Source organism: Pseudoalteromonas sp. S554, assembly GCF_005930865.1.
GTDB classification, from domain to species: Bacteria; Pseudomonadota; Gammaproteobacteria; order Enterobacterales; family Alteromonadaceae; genus Pseudoalteromonas; species Pseudoalteromonas marina.
The window spans coordinates 1-16,421 of record NZ_PNDV01000085.1 but is presented as its reverse complement, the minus strand read 5'-3'; the positions used below and the strand labels follow the sequence as shown (position 1 = coordinate 16,421).

Sequence of the window (16,421 nt, the reverse complement as noted above, 5' to 3'; positions counted from 1 at the left end):
AATTTGCTCCTACGCAGTTGTTTAAACCACACCTAAAATTCCCCCTCAATATATGAGTGTGTTACCAATCTGAGTTTTTCTTAAAGCTAGGCCATATAAAATAAAGGCTTGTTGGTCATGCTGTTTACTATTTACTGATAATATTAAAAACCACTCGTTACGAGTAAAAATACTTGTTGGACTTAAAGGTCTATTTTTCTTTTAATGCGCGCAATTAGCCGAACCGGCATTCATTAAATAAAAGAGAAAGATAAATGAAAGAGACAACATCACTAGAACAAGCTCGCACGAGTTACAATGTTCGTCATTGGAGCCAAGGTTTTTTTGGTATTAATGATCAAGGTGATGTGTATGTTGCGCCAAAGGCTCACGCCCCAGAGCAAACTATTGCACTAACAGATATCGCAAAACAACTTCAAGAAAATGGCTTAAGCTTACCGGCTTTAGTGCGCTTTCCACAAATTTTACATCATCGTGTGCACAGTTTATGTGGCGCGTTTAATACCGCGATTGAAAACTATGGTTACCCAAAAGACTACTTATTAGTTTACCCAATTAAAGTAAACCAACAACGTGAAGTGGTTGAAGAAATAGTAGCAAGCCAAGCAGAATTAGAAAAAAAACAATTAGGCCTTGAGGCGGGCAGCAAACCAGAGCTTTTAACTGTTTTGGCAATGGCAGAAAAAACCAGTGCAGTGATTGTATGTAATGGCTACAAAGACAAAGAATATGTGCGCTTAGCACTGATTGGCGAAAAGCTAGGCCACAAAGTATACATAGTGCTTGAAAAGCTCTCTGAGCTTGACATGGTACTTAGCCAAGCAAAAGCGCTAAATGTTAAACCGCGTATTGGTATTCGCGTACGTTTAGCATCGCAAGGCAAAGGTAAGTGGCAAGCAAGTGGCGGTGAAAAATCTAAATTTGGTTTATCAGCGTCGCAAGTACTGCATGTAGTAAACCGCTTAAAAGACGCAGGCCAACTTGATTTAATGCAACTTGTGCATTTTCACTTAGGCTCGCAAATGGCAAACATTCGTGATGTGCGTTTGGGTGTGAGCGAAGCCGCGCGTTTTTACTGTGAGCTACGCAAATTAGGTGCAAGCATTGAGTGCTTAGATGTAGGGGGTGGTTTAGCTATTGATTACGATGGTACCCGCAGCCAATCGCATAACTCAATGAATTACAGCTTAGCTGAGTATGCAAATAACATTGTGTACACCATAGGTGATACGTGTAAGCAGTACGCGCAGCCCATGCCGACGATTATTTCTGAGTCGGGGCGTGCACTAACGGCGCATCATGCGGTGCTTATATCAAATGTTATAGGCACAGAAAGCTACGTACCAGAGGAGCTAAAAGCGCCTGCTGGCGATGCACCGCTTTTATTAAATAATATGTGGGCCTCGTTTGTGCAATTAACCGATTTAACGGATGACCGCGCACTGATTGAAATTTATCACGACAGCCAAGGGGATTTAGCAGAGGCGCATAACCAGTTTGCTCTTGGGCTTTTAGATTTAACGCAGCGTGCGTGGGCAGAGCAAGTTAACTTACGTATTTGTTATGAGCTTAACAAACACATGGATAACAAAAACCGTTTTCATCGCCCGATTATTGACGAGTTGAACGCACGTTTAGCCGATAAGTTTTTTGTAAACTTTTCGCTTTTTCAATCATTGCCTGATGCGTGGGGGATTGATCAAGTGTTTCCGGTATTGCCATTAAGTGGCTTAACCGAAGCACCAAAAAAACGTGCTGTATTACTTGATATAACCTGTGATTCAGACGGTGCACTTGAGCACTATGTTGATGGCCAAGGCATTGAAAGCACTTTACCGGTGCCTGAGTACAGTGCAGATAAGCCTTACTTAATGGGCTTTTTCTTAGTGGGTGCGTACCAAGAAATTTTAGGTGATATGCACAATTTATTTGGCGATACGCACAGCGCTATTATCAATATGGATGAGCAAGGCATTGCCAGTATCAGCGAAATAAACCAGGGCGATACCGTAGCCGATATGATGCGATATGTGCATTTAGATGTTGAGAGCTTTCAGCAGTCGTATGCGCAGTTAGTGTCTGCAAAAATAGATAAAAATGAACAGCAAAGCGTTTTAGACGAGTTGCAAAACGGCCTTAATGGCTACACTTATTTAGAAGAGTTATAAGCAATGTCTAGCTTGTTTGGTCATGTTGACCACTCATTGTATTCAAACGGTATGACGTTTTTACGTCGTCCTATGGTGCAAAATATTAATGCCATTGATGCAGATGTCGTTGTACTAGGCTTACCGTTTGACTTAGCAACATCGGGCCGTCCCGGTGCTCGCTTAGGGCCCGATGCCATTCGCAGAGCGTCGGTACATTTAGCCTGGGAGGACACTAAATACCCGTGGACATTTCCTTTGTTTGAGCGTTTAACGGTTGCAGATGCGGGGGACTTTACTTATCCGGTAGGCGATCCTGAATATTTTACGGCACAGCTAGAAATGGCCGCAGAGCAAATACTTCGCCAAGGGGCAACGCTGTTAGGCCTTGGTGGCGATCACTTTGTAACGCTTCCGCTATTGCGCGCACATGCAAAGATACATGGCAAAATGGCGCTGGTTCATTTTGATGCGCACACTGATACATACAGCAATGGCTCGCGTTTTGATCACGGCGCTATGTTTTATCATGCACCCATGGAAGGGCTGATTGATGTAGAGCACAGCATACAAATAGGTATTCGTACCGACTTTGACCAATCAAAGCATGAGTTTGCAGTGATTGATGCAATGCAAGCTAACGATTTGCACGCCAATGAAATAGCAGCGCAAATACGCGAGCGGGTAGGCGACTTACCCGTTTACCTAACGTTTGATATAGACTGCCTTGACCCGGCATTTGCACCAGGTACAGGTACACCGGTTTGTGGTGGTTTAACATCAGATAAAGTGCTTAAAATACTGCGCGCGCTTAAAGGTATAAATATGGTGGGAATGGATGTGGTAGAGGTATCACCGTCGTATGACCAAAGTGAGCTTACCGCTATTGCCGCAGCAACAATTGCGAGCGAGTTATTGCATTTGTGGACACATAAAAATAAGTACTCACTCTAAAGTGCCCCAATAATAAAAGAGGATGTAAATCCTCTTTCATTATTTAGAGGTATCGATTACTCAAGAGTTTTATTTCTTTCAGCCATATAAAGCTCAAGGCAATAAGCGCTAAGTTGGTAGTAACTGGATTAAATGCTTCTATTAACAAATTTGGCTGCATGAGCGCAACGGCCCCTAACAGGCCGCATAATAAGAAAATATTTAACCAAACTAGCTGTTTATTTTTATAAAATATAATTAGTAACAGCCCAAAAATAACCTCAGCAATACCGGCACCACGCGTAATCAAATCAGACACTTGTGCAGAATAGCCAGCACTGCCAGTCATTAACTTTTCAAGAGGGGCAACGTGATAAATCTTTGGAAAAAAGCCATGATACATCCAACTCAACCCCACAATATAGCGTGCAATTTGTATATAACCGCGGTTATTTCCTAGCATTATCTATTCGCTCCTGTGAGCTGGGGTGGCTTGATAAGTATTCGAGTAAGTTATTTACCTTTTTAAGGTGTTCGTTTTCAGTGGTATGCGCACTTTGCAAAGCTTCAATTGCATCGGCAAAATCGCTGCTTGAATAGCCTAAGTTTTCTAGTTGAGTTAATGCATAACTGTCGGCTTCTCGTTCCATATCTCGCGAAAAGCCTTGTTGGGAAAACGAGGCACCAGTCCCTAAGGCAACCTCAGCTATTCCCTCTAAATCACCGAATATAACGGCAAGTACAATCGTACTTGCTGCCGATTGTGCTGTTATGCGAACACTATGCTGGTGGACGACATGGCCAATTTCGTGAAGTAATACGGCTTTTAGTGCATTGGGCTTATCGGCCAGTAAATTTGCTAATTCATCTGTGACCACAATTCTGCCATGAGGGAGTGCAAACGCATTAGCACCAAAGCTTTGGGATTTATAAAACGAAAGCCTATACACCGACTTTTCAAGTGCAAGCTCATCAAGTATGGTCTTAAAGTGTCGCTGAACTCTGGCTTGTTGTTCGTCAGGTAACTCTGTTGGGTCGAGTGCTAATTTTTTAATTACAGCAAAACTTTGCTCACCCATTTGTTCAACAACGCTATGCGGTAGAGTATCAACACTGTAAACAGCAATTGCGGGCACAACTTTGTATAGCATTAACCACATAAAAAGAGGTGTGACTACAATTGCTGTAATAATAGCCCACTTATTTTTTTCAAGCCGCTCTAGTGAGTGATGATTTTTAGCGTTAAATGGCCACCTAAAATCTACATCAAGCGGAATAAACCGACCACCATCGTCAAAGCTTAGTTCGTCGGCAAGACCTGCAATCGCCGAACTTAAATTAAGTTCGTTAATTGCATAGCGGACAGGTTCTTCGTTACCGTGATTAATTTCAACGTGTGAGCCGCTAATTTTAGCGACACACAGCTGATAGTTACTCGAAGCGTTTGGAAAATAATGTCCCTGAACGTTCATAATAAACTCTTATGTTAACGACAAATCAATATCAAATACGTTAGCCGCTTCCTCAGCAAAGGATGACTGCTGCTCTTGCGTTGTATCTATTAAGTTTAATGCGCCAGGGTATATATCAACGGTTGTAGCCTCGGCAAGCATTTTTGATGTGCGAATTTGTGTCCAGGGGTAAGCAAGCCCTAATGAAAACACAATAGCTAACATGTTGGTTAAAAGTAAAATGGCGTAAGGAATAGGTTTAAGCTCAGATTTAAACGATGCTACATCTTCAAATTGGCTATTATTAAAAATATGATTTCTAATTGCCGCTTTCCATACCGCGGTTACTATGGCAATCATCACGACGTAAGCAATCATTAACCCACCAAACATAACCCCCATTTTTGCAGGGTCTTGAGCTGCTTGTTGGTTTTCTACATTGAGTAAATCAAGTCCAAATAGTCCTAAAATAGCCATAAATATCACCATGGTGATAGAGCTCACCACAAAGCAAATAAGGGCTGTTAGGTAATAAGTTTCACCCTTAAGCTTTACGCTTAATGGCTTATTGCCATAGCTAATATTACTATGAATGTAAGTATCTATGCGCTTTAAAACATAAGGCATTAATAAATAAAGCGTAAAAACACTGGCAATCGGTAATAGAATAAAGTTAATGAAGGCTTCGCCGTAATCCCCTTTAAATGCAAAACGCACATTACGATGACGTGTCATACGCATATTAAAACGTAAGCCTTGGTTAATAATCCACGGCATTAAAAAAATAAAAGCGATGGCAAATAAGAAGCCTATGAGTGGAAGAAAGCTGACAGAAAATGTGTAAATTAAAAATACAATAACGGCTAAAATACGGCCTTTTAAAATTTGCATTGGAGTAGCTAAGTAGTCAAAGCTGTGGCCATCTATACGAGTATGCCCATAAAAATAACGCATTGTACGCACTTTTGCCCAAGCAGAATAAATGCCCAATGTTAGTACGCTTAGTAAGATATTAACTATCCAAATACCAAAAAACTCACCGCCTTTGCCACTAAATTGTACTTTAGAGCTAGATAGCGGGGTGAGTGGATTCGCGCTCGATTCGTTTGATTGTGAAGGAGTTGGGTGTATTGATTCCATTAAAAGCCATTCCATGTTGTTTTTTTGTTAATTTACCGATTTTAAGTGCAAAACTCAATATTTATCCCTCCAATCGGACTTTTAATCTCTAAGGTGAGTTCAAACTAGGTGATACATTTTTTATAGTGAACTCTGTTATACTGGGCGGATAATTTTATGGGGCTGTTATGATTTCAAAAAACCAACTCAAACTTATTCGCCAACTTGGCCAAAAAAAGTACCGAAAGCAATATAATCAATACCTTGTACAAGGCGAAAAAAACGTACTTGAGTTGCTTAATAGCACACTAAACGCAGTTGATGTATTTGCAACTTCGGCGTTTATAAATGCTCATCAAAGCTGTTTTCCAAGCACCCATATCATTGAAGCCGACGAGGACGTTCTTACTAAAGCGAGCACGCTAGTAAGTAATAATGCCGCAATTGCAATTGTTGATATGCCAAAAGCCGACTTACCCAAAATAAAAGGGTTAATATTGGCTCTTGATGGCGTGTCTGATCCTGGCAATTTAGGCACAATAATTAGAGTAGCCGACTGGTATGGTATTAAACACATTGTTACCAGCACAGACAGTGCAGATGCCTATAACCCAAAAACAATTAGCGCCACAATGGGGTCATTTGTAAGAGTTTCAGTTAGTCAGGTCGATTTACCTGCTTATCTACAGACACTCAAGTTACCAATTTACGGTGCGTTTTTAGATGGCCAAAGCGTACACAAAACACAGTTTAATGGCGAAGGTGTATTGTTAATGGGGAGCGAATCTCATGGCATACGACAAGTCTGTGCGGGTTTAGTAACCGATAAAATAACAATTCCTGCATTTGGTGAGGCCGAGTCGCTCAATGTTGCTATGGCAACTGGGATTATTTTAGATAATTTTAAACGTCAAGCTTAACAAACGTGTGTTCTTTGAGTTAAATTGCCCATGAATAACAACAATAATAAATTGGTAAAACAACCAGATGCGCTTAAGCACTATTAAATTAGCGGGCTTTAAATCGTTTGTAGAGCCCACTAAAATACCGTTTCCAGATCAAATGACCTGCGTTGTTGGGCCAAACGGCTGTGGCAAATCTAATGTGATTGATGCGGTAAGATGGGTGCTTGGAGAAAGCTCAGCTAAAAACCTGCGTGGCGATGCCATGACAGATGTTATTTTTAACGGCTCAACTAATCGAAAAGCCATTTCGCAAGCCTCTGTAGAGCTGATTTTTGATAACTCGCTAGGCGAGCAAGAATTAAAAAGCACCTTTGCCGATAGAAACCAAATAGCGATTAAGCGTTTAGTAACACGCGATGGCCAATCGTTATACTTTTTAAATGGCAGCAAATGCCGCAAGCGTGACATAACTGATATATTTTTAGGCACTGGGCTTGGTCCTCGCAGTTATGCGATTATTGAGCAAGGGATGATATCGCGCTTAATTGAAAGTAAACCTCAAGAACTTCGCGTATTTTTAGAAGAAGCTGCGGGCGTATCTAAATACAAAGAGCGTCGCCGCGAAACGCAAACGCGGATTAAAAGTACCCGAGAAAATTTAGAACGTTTATTAGATGTTCGTAAAGAGTTGCAAAGCCAACTCGATAAATTGGCTGTTCAGTCACTTGATGCTAAAAAATACCGTGAACTTAAAGCAACAGAGCGCACATTAAAAGGCCAAGTAGCTGTTTTAAAATGGCAAAAGCTGCATCAACAACAATTAGACAAAAGCGAGCAAATTAAAAAGCTTAATGAGCAAATAAGCTTTTTTAAAACGGCTCACTCAGGGCACGATGATGTGCTTGCAACACTTGAAGGAGAGGTACAAGCTCAGCAAGATAAATTAAGTGATGCGCAGCACCAGCAACATATTACTCATACCGAGTTAACTCGAGCCGAACAGCAAAAAATTAGTGTTAAACAACAAATACAGTCACTTAAACAAAGCTTAATAAAATTACAACAACGCCAAACAGATAGCCTTGAGCAAAAAGCGCAACAGCAGCATATATGCGAAGAACTTGATGAAGCACTGCAAGAGGCAATAGAAAGCAGTTTAATGTGCGAAGAGCAAGTGAGTGAATTGTCATTTGAGCTTGAGGGGTTACAGGGTACTAAGCAGCGAAGTTATTCGAATTGGCAAACACTCAACGAACAACAGCAACACCTTACCACTCAGGTGCAGTCGCAAAGTAGTGAAATAAAGCACACGCAACAGCAAATAAATCATGTTAATGAGCAACTTAGCCAATTAAATTTACAGCTTGATGAACTAAAAAATAATAATGTAGAACAGCAGCTGGCCGAGCAAAAACAGCAGCGCCAAGCACTCACTGAGGCGCTTGCAAAAAACCAAAGCGCGCTTGCGCAATGTGAAGTTAAATTGACTCAGCAAAATAGGCTGGTTGATGAAACTCAAGACAATCATAAAACACTGACACAGAAAGAAAATGAACTAAACGCCCGTATTGCTGGGCTTAAAAGTGCATTGGGGTTAGATGAAGAGGTCACTAACTCAACTGGGGTTTTAAGTCAGCTCATAGTGCAAGATGGTTTTGAGCCACTAATAGAGCAAGCACTTAAGTCGCTCACGCATTTAAGTGTAACAGAGCAGCAATCAACTAATAGTATATGGCCAAGCAGTCAGCCTTCACTTAAGGCAAGCTTGGCAGATTATATTACCGCTGGCGTTTACCCTGACTTACTCACGCGAATTGGCTATAGCGAACACGCCGATTTAACTATGCTACATGATGACTATTACATTGCGATAATGGATAAAAAAGGCGAATTGCATGGTCGTAATTGGCACGTAAACGCAGACAGTAACACCGACAATTCATTGCTAATAAAGCATAAGCAACTTCACGCGCACACCCATGAGATCACAGATGTTAAAAGTCAGCTTGAACAGGTCAAAAGTGAGCTTGAACAATACACTATAATACAAGCAGAGCTTAATACCGAACAAAAAGCACTCAAAGACGTTATTCATCAGCTTGCTCAACAAATTGCTATTTCAAGTACCCGAAGCGATATGCTCACAGAGCAAGTTACTCAATACCAATATCAGCTATCAAAAATAAAAACACAAGAGCAAGCGATAAGTGCGTCACTGGTGCAACTCAATAAGCAGCTTGATGAACAAACCGAGCAATATGAACTATTTGTTGAGCAGCAATTAAATTTAACAGATGAAACTGAGACTGCGAATGATGAGCGCATGCTCAGCGATAAAAATTATAGCCAAGCACTCAGCGCACTAGAGCAATACAAAACGCAGGCTCATCAGGCAAGCTTAAGTCAGCAAAAAGCACGTAGTGAATGGCAGTTAAGTCAAACAAAACTGAGCCATGCAGCGCAAGCCTATGAAGAGGCAAAACAAGGGGCTGAAGAATTAGTTTTGGAAATAGAGGCGTTACTTATTCCAGAAGAAACACTCAGTGAATCAATCTCAACCTTACTAGAAAAGCATCAGTATGGCGAACAACGATTAGCGCAATTACAAAACGATTTATCACAAGCTAAAGGCGCCTTACATACAAAACAAGCTAGCCTTAAAAATTCGCAAGGTGAGCTGCAAGGGCTTCAAGAACAACATCAAAAATTAACACTTGAAGAGCAGAGCTTATTAATAAAGGCGCAAGCTGCACTTGAGCCATTAGAAGAGCTTAAACAAAGCTTAAAAGCCGTACTTGAAACATTACCTGACGACTTAACTCTAAATGCAGCGCAAAACCAATTAACAGGTATTACAAATCAGCAAGACAAGTTGGGTGCGGTTAACTTAGCAGCTATAGAAGAGTTTGATGTTGCAAAACAGCGCAGTGAGTATTTAGATAATCAGTTAGAGGATTTAACTAAAGCGTTAAATACCCTTGAAGGGGCTATTCGGAAAATAGATACCGAAACAAAAACGCGCTTTAAAGCCACGTTTGATCAAGTTAATGAAGACTTTGCACAGCTGTTTCCTAAAGTTTTTGGTGGAGGGAGTGCGTATTTGGAATTAACCAGTGACGATTTACTTGAAAGTGGTGTTAGTATAATGGCACGGCCGCCAGGTAAGAAAAATTCAACTATTCACTTGTTAAGTGGTGGAGAAAAAGCGCTGACGGCATTATCATTAGTGTTTTCTATATTCAGGCTAAATCCAGCCCCGTTTTGTATGCTGGATGAAGTTGACGCACCATTAGATGACGCAAACGTTGTTCGCTTTTGCCGTTTGGTGGAAGAAATGTCACAATCAGTGCAATTTATTTATATAAGCCATAACAAAATTGCAATGGAGATGGCGGGGCGTTTAACCGGTGTTACCATGGCAGAGCCGGGTGTATCTCGAATGGTTGCAGTAGATATTGAACAAGCGGTGCAACTTGCACACGCATAAATTTTTATAACACGTGTATTAGTTTTTAATTACTATACAGGTTTTAGGCATAACAAATAATAAAAGGTGAGGGGATGGCCGAACAATTAAGATGGGTTTTAATCATTATCAGTGTGATTGTCATTGGTGGCTTATTAGTCCATGGTTTATGGTCTGTAAGAAAAAAAGAGAGCCCAGATACGTCCGTTAATGAACGGGTTGAACCACTCCAAGAAAGCCAAACAGCTTCCTCTCATTCATATAGTCAAAAAGCTGAGCCAAAAGAGCCGGTAATTAGTGAGCGTGACGAACCACAGCTAGGTGAACTTAACTTTGATGCTAATGAGCCTCAAATTGATTCCAGCGCGCCAGAGGTTCCTATTGAAGATGACCTAAGTGTTGTTGACGATTTAGAGTCGGTTGAGCAAACTAATGAACAACCAAAAGAGCCAGTACCCGATTTTGTTATTGTACATATACAAATGCCAGAAGGGTTAACTATGCAAGGCAGCAAGTTATTACCTGCTGTGAATACGCTTGGTTTTAAATATTCTGAAGAGGGCTTTTTTAATCGTCATTTAGACCCTGCAGGCCAAGGACCAGTGTTGTTTAGATTAGTTAATATGTACAACCCAGGAACGTTCGATATAGACAATATGGAACAGTTTAGCACCGCAGGTGTGAGCTTATTTATGACCTTGCCGTGTGACGGTGACGGACTAGCAGCCTTTAATATGTTGCACAGTGCGGCTAAAAAAATAGCCGACGAATTTGGCGCGCACATATTAGACGCAGAACGCGAAGAAATGAGTGTTGAGTGTGTAAGGCAATATGTTGAGCAGGTTCGTGCTTTTTCAGCGTAACAATTTGTAATATATAATTTTACAAGCCACTGGGCGATATCGTCAAAGTGGCTTTTTTATGTTTTTTGAGGTTTAAATGTCTAGCAGCATTAGTGAGCAAATTAATCATCTTCGTACCCTATTAGAGCAGCACAACTATAATTATTATGTGCTTGATACCCCCAGCATTCCCGATGCTGAATACGATAGGCTATTACGCGAACTCAGTGCGCTTGAAACACAAAACCCTGAATTTTTATCTGCTGATTCACCGACTCAAAAAGTAGGTGGTGCAGCGCTTAGTAAATTTGAGCAAGTTGCTCATCAAGTGCCAATGCTATCGCTTGATAATGCGTTTAGCGAAGATGAATTTACGGGCTTTAATCGCCGAATAAAAGAGCGCTTAATGAGCACAGATGAGCTCACTTTTTGCTGTGAGCCAAAACTTGATGGGTTAGCGGTATCTATTATTTATCGTGATGGAGTGTTGGTACAAGCTGCAACACGGGGAGATGGCTTTACAGGCGAGAATATTACTCAAAATGTAAAAACAATTCGTAACGTCCCCCTTAAGTTGCGTGGCGACTACCCCAAAGAGCTTGAAGTGCGTGGTGAAGTATTTATGGACAGCGCAGGGTTTGAAAAGCTAAACAATGAAGCGCAAAAGCGTGGCGAAAAAGTATTTGTAAATCCACGTAATGCGGCGGCAGGTAGCCTACGCCAGCTAGACTCTAAAATTACCGCAAAACGTCCACTGATGTTTTATGCATACAGTACTGGTTTGGTTGCTGATGGCTCAATTCCAGAGGATCACTTTCAGCAATTAGAAAAGTTAACTGATTGGGGCTTACCCCTTTGTCCAGAAACAAAGCTGGTGGAAGGGCCACAAGCTGCACTTGATTATTATGATGATATTTTAACGCGTCGCAGTGAGCTTAAATATGAAATTGACGGCGTAGTAATAAAAGTTAATAAAAAAGCCCTACAAGAGCGTTTAGGCTTTGTAGCGCGGGCACCTCGTTGGGCTATTGCTTATAAGTTTCCGGCGCAAGAGGAAGTCACTCAACTCCTTGATGTAGAATTTCAAGTTGGTCGTACAGGTGCAATTACGCCTGTTGCTCGTTTAGAACCTGTGTTTGTAGGCGGTGTAACGGTGTCTAATGCAACGCTTCATAATGGTGATGAAATTGCTCGGTTAGGCGTGAAAGTCGGCGATACGGTGATTATACGCCGCGCTGGCGATGTGATTCCGCAAATAACACAAGTTGTGCTTGAACGCAGGCCCACGGATGCAAGAGACATTGTGTTTCCATTAGCTTGCCCTATTTGTGACTCCCATGTAGAAAAAGTAGAAGGGGAAGCTGTAGCCCGTTGTACTGGTGGCCTAGTATGCCCCGCGCAGCGCAAGCAAGCTATAAAGCACTTTGCCTCGCGTAAGGCATTAGATATAGATGGTCTTGGTGATAAAATTGTTGATCAATTAGTGGACCGTGAGCTTATAAAAACTCCGGCTGATTTATTTGTATTAAAGCAAGGTCACTTTGAATCACTTGAGCGCATGGGGCCTAAATCGGCTAAAAACTTAGTTACTGCTTTAAATGAAGCAAAAGCCACTACGCTTGCTAAATTTTTATATTCACTGGGTATTCGAGAAGCCGGTGAGGCTACGGCACAAAATTTAGCGAATCACTTTTTAACGCTAGAGAATATTATTAGTGCTAGTGTTGAAAGTCTCACACAAGTAAGCGATGTAGGCGATATTGTAGCATCGCATGTACGAGGTTTTTTTGATGAAGAGCACAATTTAGCGGTGGTCAATGCGCTTATCGAGCAAGGTGTTCATTGGCCTGCGCTAAGCGCACCGTCAGAGGATGAACAACCGTTAGCGGGGCTTACTTATGTACTTACAGGTACCCTCAATACGCTTAACCGCAATGATGCTAAAGCGCGCTTACAACAGCTAGGTGCAAAGGTGTCAGGTAGTGTATCTGCTAAAACTGATGCTTTAGTAGCGGGTGAAAAAGCCGGTTCTAAACTCACAAAGGCTCAAGATTTGGGGATAGACGTGCTTACAGAGGATGATTTAATCGAGCTCCTTAAAAAGCATAACGGCTAGGAAAATAGTAATGAGCCAATACGGTCCTCAATACTGGGATAAATACGGGAGTTATCGCACCCCTGTTGCGTTTCACTTAAGTGTAGTGGTGTTGCTGCGTGCTTATTTTATTTGGGTTATTGCGGCACTGAGCCGACGACCAGAGCTTGACTTAATGTCGTTATTTTTTAGATCTAAAAGCGACTTTTTTATTGCTATTGCCATTGGCAGTATTGCGATATTACCTACGTTGTTATTTTGCTTGCGCCGCCCTCGCGATTCACATAAAGCCACTGACAGATTAGCGAGTATTTGGCGGCATATGCGCTGGCCATTAATTGTATGCGCGCTAATAGATTTAACGTGGCTAATAGTACAAGCGGCACATAGCCATTACCGGTTTTCACTTTTTTTAGCGGTGCAAATGGTTATTGTTTTTTGGGTGCTTTGGTATTTAGTTAAAAGTCGTTATTTAACCGTGTTTTTTAAAGATTGGCCTGAGCCAACAGAAAAAGCATCAGATGATAAAAAAGATCTTAAAAAGGATTCATAGTGGACTCAGTAAACAAAAAAATAGCATTAATCATTGCACTCATCGGTTTTGTGCTTATTGGTTTAATGTTTGCTTTTGAGTTATTTGAAGTTATGTGGTTTAAAGTGTTGATAGGAGTTTGGGTGTTTGTATTTTGTTCAAGCATGTATAGGCTTACACCACTATTTAAAGCGCGAAACCGTTTAGAGCACTTTGTTCAACGCGATGCGCAGCACTTACTAGTGTTTAGCCTAATGGGCTTTTTTGATAAAAAACATGGTCCAAATTGGTTGGTTATACAAAGTATTGAGCGCGTAGTGAGTAAAGATGACGAGCTAATTATTTGTAGCAATAATGACCGGCAACTAAGTGTTAGCTTACCCGTTAAAAAAGCGGAATTAGAGGCGTTTATGCAGCGTATTTTTACTACTGCAGAAAAGCAAACTATTACCTTTGAACAAGCTTGATCGCGGCGTCATTCATCCTCGTAACAATAAAAAGATTTAGCCATATAACCTGATCTTTGTTTTATATAAATTAATTATCCAGAGTCTAGGTTATTCACCCTATTCGTAATACAGGTTTTCATGAGGTTACTATGTTGAAATGGAAAGATGTGATTAACTTTGCCAATAATGGCAACCCTGCACCCAGTAAAAAAGTCATTAAAACCGATGAACAATGGCGTGAACAATTATCAGAAAACGAATACTACGTAACTCGTATGAAGGGGACAGAGCGTCCTGATATGTCTGGCAGTTGTACATTACTAGAGCCCGGTAAATATGTGTGTGTTTGTTGCGATAATTTATTGTTTGATGCTGACGAAAAATTTGAAAGCGGAACAGGCTGGCCTTCATTCACTCAGCCAGCAACGATAGAAGCAATTGGCTATGTACGCGACGTCAGCCATGGCATGGAGCGTGTAGAGGTTGTATGCAACGTGTGTGATGCGCATTTAGGGCATATATTTCCAGATGGCCCACTACCAACGGGCCTTCGATACTGCGTTAATGGTGCAGCAATGAAAAAGCTTTAGTTTTTGAGGTTTAGCTTCATCTCTTTTGCTTGATTCATAATTTTATCTAAGCGCTGCGCTTGATCTGCTGGCAGGTCAGATTTGTCCAATAAGGCGTAGCATTTTTTAGCAAGTCCTATATTCAATGAGCTGCCACTTTGCTTGGTCGAATCAAACAAGCATTGTAATAAATTAAGTGCAATGCTTTGATTGCGTGGCATAACTCTAAACGCATGCGTAAATGCTTCAAGTGCTGTGTTTAATTGCCCTTTGTTAAATTGGGTTACCGCATGGTTATTAAGTTCTTTTGGCCCCATTTTAATGTCACGTCGTTCGCTTTGTTGTTGCTGTATATAGCGTAAGTAGGTGGGTTCGCTGGTATTTGGGTGTCTTTCACAATGATTAATTATTTGCGAAAATAACATTTGCGCCTTTTGATGAAACCCTAGCTCATGAAAGGCTTTTGCTTTATCAAGTGCACCATCTACTGAGCGTATTATAGAGTCGTCATCTTCTAATTGTTCAATGAGCTTTTTAGCTTTTTGATGCTCATCTTTTAAATAATGAAGCCGCGCATTAAGCACATCAATTTGCGATTGATTCGTACTGTTAGGAAATTGGGTTTTTAAATCGTTTATATACTTATTTGTCTGCCTTGAAATTCGCTGCACTTGATCGGTTTGATCCGTTGTTAACGCAAAATCGATTCCTGCTCGAGCCGCATTTAAGTATATGTCGGGATGATCGTAAATAGAGTGCTTAGCAAAGTTTGCTATATCTTTTTGTGTGAGGTAGTTTTTTTCGTAGTCGTGATTAATTAACGAGACTGTACTTAACGATTTTTGACGCGATATATTACGTGGTGCAATTGTGGCAGCTTGACTCAAAAAATCTTGTGCCAATTCAAATTGATTGAGTTTTATTTCTAACCGGCCTAGTAAGTCTAATGCAACAAGGCGGGTTTCTTGACGTTCTAACATGGTTTTTAACATGCGCTGCGCCAAAATGTGCTCATTGTTAGCTATAAGCGCTTCAACTAGCCCCACCTTTGCCCAGGCAAACTTTTGAATGTCGAGCACGGATTTAAAAAAATCTTTGGCCTCTTGAGCCCGCTTTAACCGAAGAAGAGCGTCACCTTTCAGGCGAAGTAAGATAGGGCTGTAATTATTGTCTTTTCTTTCAAGTGCGGCATCAATATATTTTACTGCTTTTGAATCATTGCCATCATCAATAAGCGTGTATACGGTTTGAAGATCGTGTTTGCGCTTTAAAATACGTTCAATTCGGGTCTTGAGTTCTTGCCCTGTAAAAGGTTTAACTAAAAAATCATCCGGTTGAAGTTCAAGTACACTGTGTACTAATGAGCCACTTGTTTCAGCTGAAATAAAGATAAAGCCAGTGGAGTTTTTTATAAGTTTTTTTACTCTTAGCTCTTCGTACAATTGGTAACCGTCTTGGTGTTTGTTTAAATTAAACGAACAAACAATTAAATCAAACGATTCACTTAAACATTGCTCTTTGGCTGAATTTGCATGATCGGCAAAACTCAACTGCCGAAAGCCGAGCCTTTCTAACGATTGTTTCATATAGCTTTGAGCAAGCGGTTGCTCTTCGACTATTAGTATTTTGGCTTTTGAAAATATCTTAGTTGGCATTGGCTTAAGCGTTATCACTTTTAACACAGACTATAATCAACAGTTTAGCTGCTTACAAGAGAATTTAAATGCTAGCTGTATTTATTAGGTAATTAGGTTTAACTAATACGTTTATGTGGTCATAAAGTGTCATTTTTATCCAGTGCTGTAATAACGGGTTATGTACGTATTTGAATAGGTATTGAATAAGAATAACTTAGAGCAGGGTATTAATGATCTATTTATATTTGGTGGGTTTTACTGGACTTGAGCCAGTGA

The 16,421-nt window shown here is 40.8% G+C and carries 13 protein-coding genes; 9 read left to right on the top strand and 4 right to left on the bottom strand.

Features of this window, described 5'->3' with window-relative positions:
• The first annotated feature begins 254 nt into the window (after positions 1-254).
• Together speA and speB are read left to right on the top strand one after the other, a co-directional pair.
• Entirely contained in the window at positions 255-2,168 is a 1,914-nt protein-coding gene (gene speA, locus CWB65_RS16655) for a biosynthetic arginine decarboxylase (RefSeq protein ID WP_138741040.1), read from the top strand.
• Positions 2,169-2,171: 3 nt separating this feature from the next.
• Positions 2,172-3,101, top strand: a complete 930-nt coding sequence (gene speB / locus CWB65_RS16650) for an agmatinase (protein ID WP_138741039.1) — start codon at positions 2,172-2,174, stop codon at positions 3,099-3,101.
• 43 nt (positions 3,102-3,144) lie between these two features.
• Here the strand turns inward: speB and CWB65_RS16645 are convergent, their stop codons facing one another.
• The 3 genes from CWB65_RS16645 to CWB65_RS16635 are packed head-to-tail and all read right to left on the bottom strand — an operon-like array spanning position 3,145 to position 5,671.
• Positions 3,145-3,543: a DoxX-like family protein gene (locus CWB65_RS16645; protein WP_138741038.1), complete on the bottom strand. Its 399-nt coding sequence runs from the start codon at positions 3,541-3,543 to the stop codon at positions 3,145-3,147.
• Entirely contained in the window at positions 3,530-4,552 is a 1,023-nt protein-coding gene (locus CWB65_RS16640) for a M48 family metallopeptidase (RefSeq protein ID WP_138741037.1), read from the bottom strand. The genes CWB65_RS16645 and CWB65_RS16640 overlap by 14 nt, the downstream gene beginning before the upstream one ends.
• Positions 4,553-4,561: 9 nt before the next feature.
• A complete protein-coding gene (locus tag CWB65_RS16635; RefSeq protein WP_138741036.1) occupies positions 4,562-5,671 on the bottom strand; it encodes a YjgN family protein in 1,110 nt (369 codons plus the stop codon).
• Between the two features lie 167 nt (positions 5,672-5,838).
• On the opposite strand from CWB65_RS16635, the gene CWB65_RS16630 reads away from it, so the two are divergent.
• From CWB65_RS16630 to msrB, 7 genes are all read left to right on the top strand, one after another.
• Positions 5,839-6,570: an RNA methyltransferase gene (locus tag CWB65_RS16630; RefSeq protein ID WP_138741035.1), complete on the top strand. Its 732-nt coding sequence runs from the start codon at positions 5,839-5,841 to the stop codon at positions 6,568-6,570.
• Positions 6,571-6,637: 67 nt separating this feature from the next.
• Positions 6,638-10,042: a chromosome segregation SMC family protein gene (locus CWB65_RS16625; RefSeq protein WP_138741034.1), complete on the top strand. Its 3,405-nt coding sequence runs from the start codon at positions 6,638-6,640 to the stop codon at positions 10,040-10,042.
• Positions 10,043-10,116: 74 nt separating this feature from the next.
• Positions 10,117-10,884, top strand: a complete 768-nt coding sequence (gene zipA / locus CWB65_RS16620) for a cell division protein ZipA (protein WP_138741033.1) — start codon at positions 10,117-10,119, stop codon at positions 10,882-10,884.
• A 76-nt stretch (positions 10,885-10,960) separates the two neighbouring features.
• On the top strand, positions 10,961-12,979 hold the full coding sequence (ligA, locus tag CWB65_RS16615) for an NAD-dependent DNA ligase LigA (RefSeq protein ID WP_138741032.1): 2,019 nt from the start codon (positions 10,961-10,963) through the stop codon (positions 12,977-12,979).
• 10 nt (positions 12,980-12,989) lie between these two features.
• Entirely contained in the window at positions 12,990-13,511 is a 522-nt protein-coding gene (locus tag CWB65_RS16610) for a DUF2919 domain-containing protein (protein ID WP_138741031.1), read from the top strand.
• Positions 13,511-13,957 (top strand): hypothetical protein, encoded by a 447-nt coding sequence (locus tag CWB65_RS16605; RefSeq protein WP_138741030.1) that lies wholly within the window; start codon positions 13,511-13,513, stop codon positions 13,955-13,957. The genes CWB65_RS16610 and CWB65_RS16605 overlap by 1 nt, the downstream gene beginning before the upstream one ends.
• A 131-nt stretch (positions 13,958-14,088) precedes the next feature.
• Positions 14,089-14,529, top strand: coding sequence for a peptide-methionine (R)-S-oxide reductase MsrB (gene msrB / locus CWB65_RS16600; protein WP_006794529.1), 441 nt, complete (start codon positions 14,089-14,091; stop codon positions 14,527-14,529).
• Here msrB and CWB65_RS16595 read toward each other — a convergent pair.
• Positions 14,526-16,163, bottom strand: coding sequence for a response regulator (locus CWB65_RS16595; RefSeq protein ID WP_033025935.1), 1,638 nt, complete (start codon positions 16,161-16,163; stop codon positions 14,526-14,528). The two genes, msrB and CWB65_RS16595, sit on opposite strands and share 4 nt — an antisense overlap.
• Positions 16,164-16,421: the final 258 nt, after the last annotated feature.

Coding starts and splice junctions, on each gene's coding strand:
- CWB65_RS16610 (WP_138741031.1), top strand. CDS start 12,990: ATGAGCCAATACGGTCCTCAATACTGGGATAAATACGGGAGTTATCGC.
- CWB65_RS16595 (WP_033025935.1), bottom strand. CDS start 16,163: ATGCCAACTAAGATATTTTCAAAAGCCAAAATACTAATAGTCGAAGAG.
- speA (WP_138741040.1), top strand. CDS start 255: ATGAAAGAGACAACATCACTAGAACAAGCTCGCACGAGTTACAATGTT.
- CWB65_RS16640 (WP_138741037.1), bottom strand. CDS start 4,552: ATGAACGTTCAGGGACATTATTTTCCAAACGCTTCGAGTAACTATCAG.
- CWB65_RS16625 (WP_138741034.1), top strand. CDS start 6,638: ATGCGCTTAAGCACTATTAAATTAGCGGGCTTTAAATCGTTTGTAGAG.
- speB (WP_138741039.1), top strand. CDS start 2,172: ATGTCTAGCTTGTTTGGTCATGTTGACCACTCATTGTATTCAAACGGT.
- CWB65_RS16645 (WP_138741038.1), bottom strand. CDS start 3,543: ATGCTAGGAAATAACCGCGGTTATATACAAATTGCACGCTATATTGTG.
- ligA (WP_138741032.1), top strand. CDS start 10,961: ATGTCTAGCAGCATTAGTGAGCAAATTAATCATCTTCGTACCCTATTA.
- msrB (WP_006794529.1), top strand. CDS start 14,089: ATGTTGAAATGGAAAGATGTGATTAACTTTGCCAATAATGGCAACCCT.
- CWB65_RS16635 (WP_138741036.1), bottom strand. CDS start 5,671: ATGGAATCAATACACCCAACTCCTTCACAATCAAACGAATCGAGCGCG.
- CWB65_RS16630 (WP_138741035.1), top strand. CDS start 5,839: ATGATTTCAAAAAACCAACTCAAACTTATTCGCCAACTTGGCCAAAAA.
- zipA (WP_138741033.1), top strand. CDS start 10,117: ATGGCCGAACAATTAAGATGGGTTTTAATCATTATCAGTGTGATTGTC.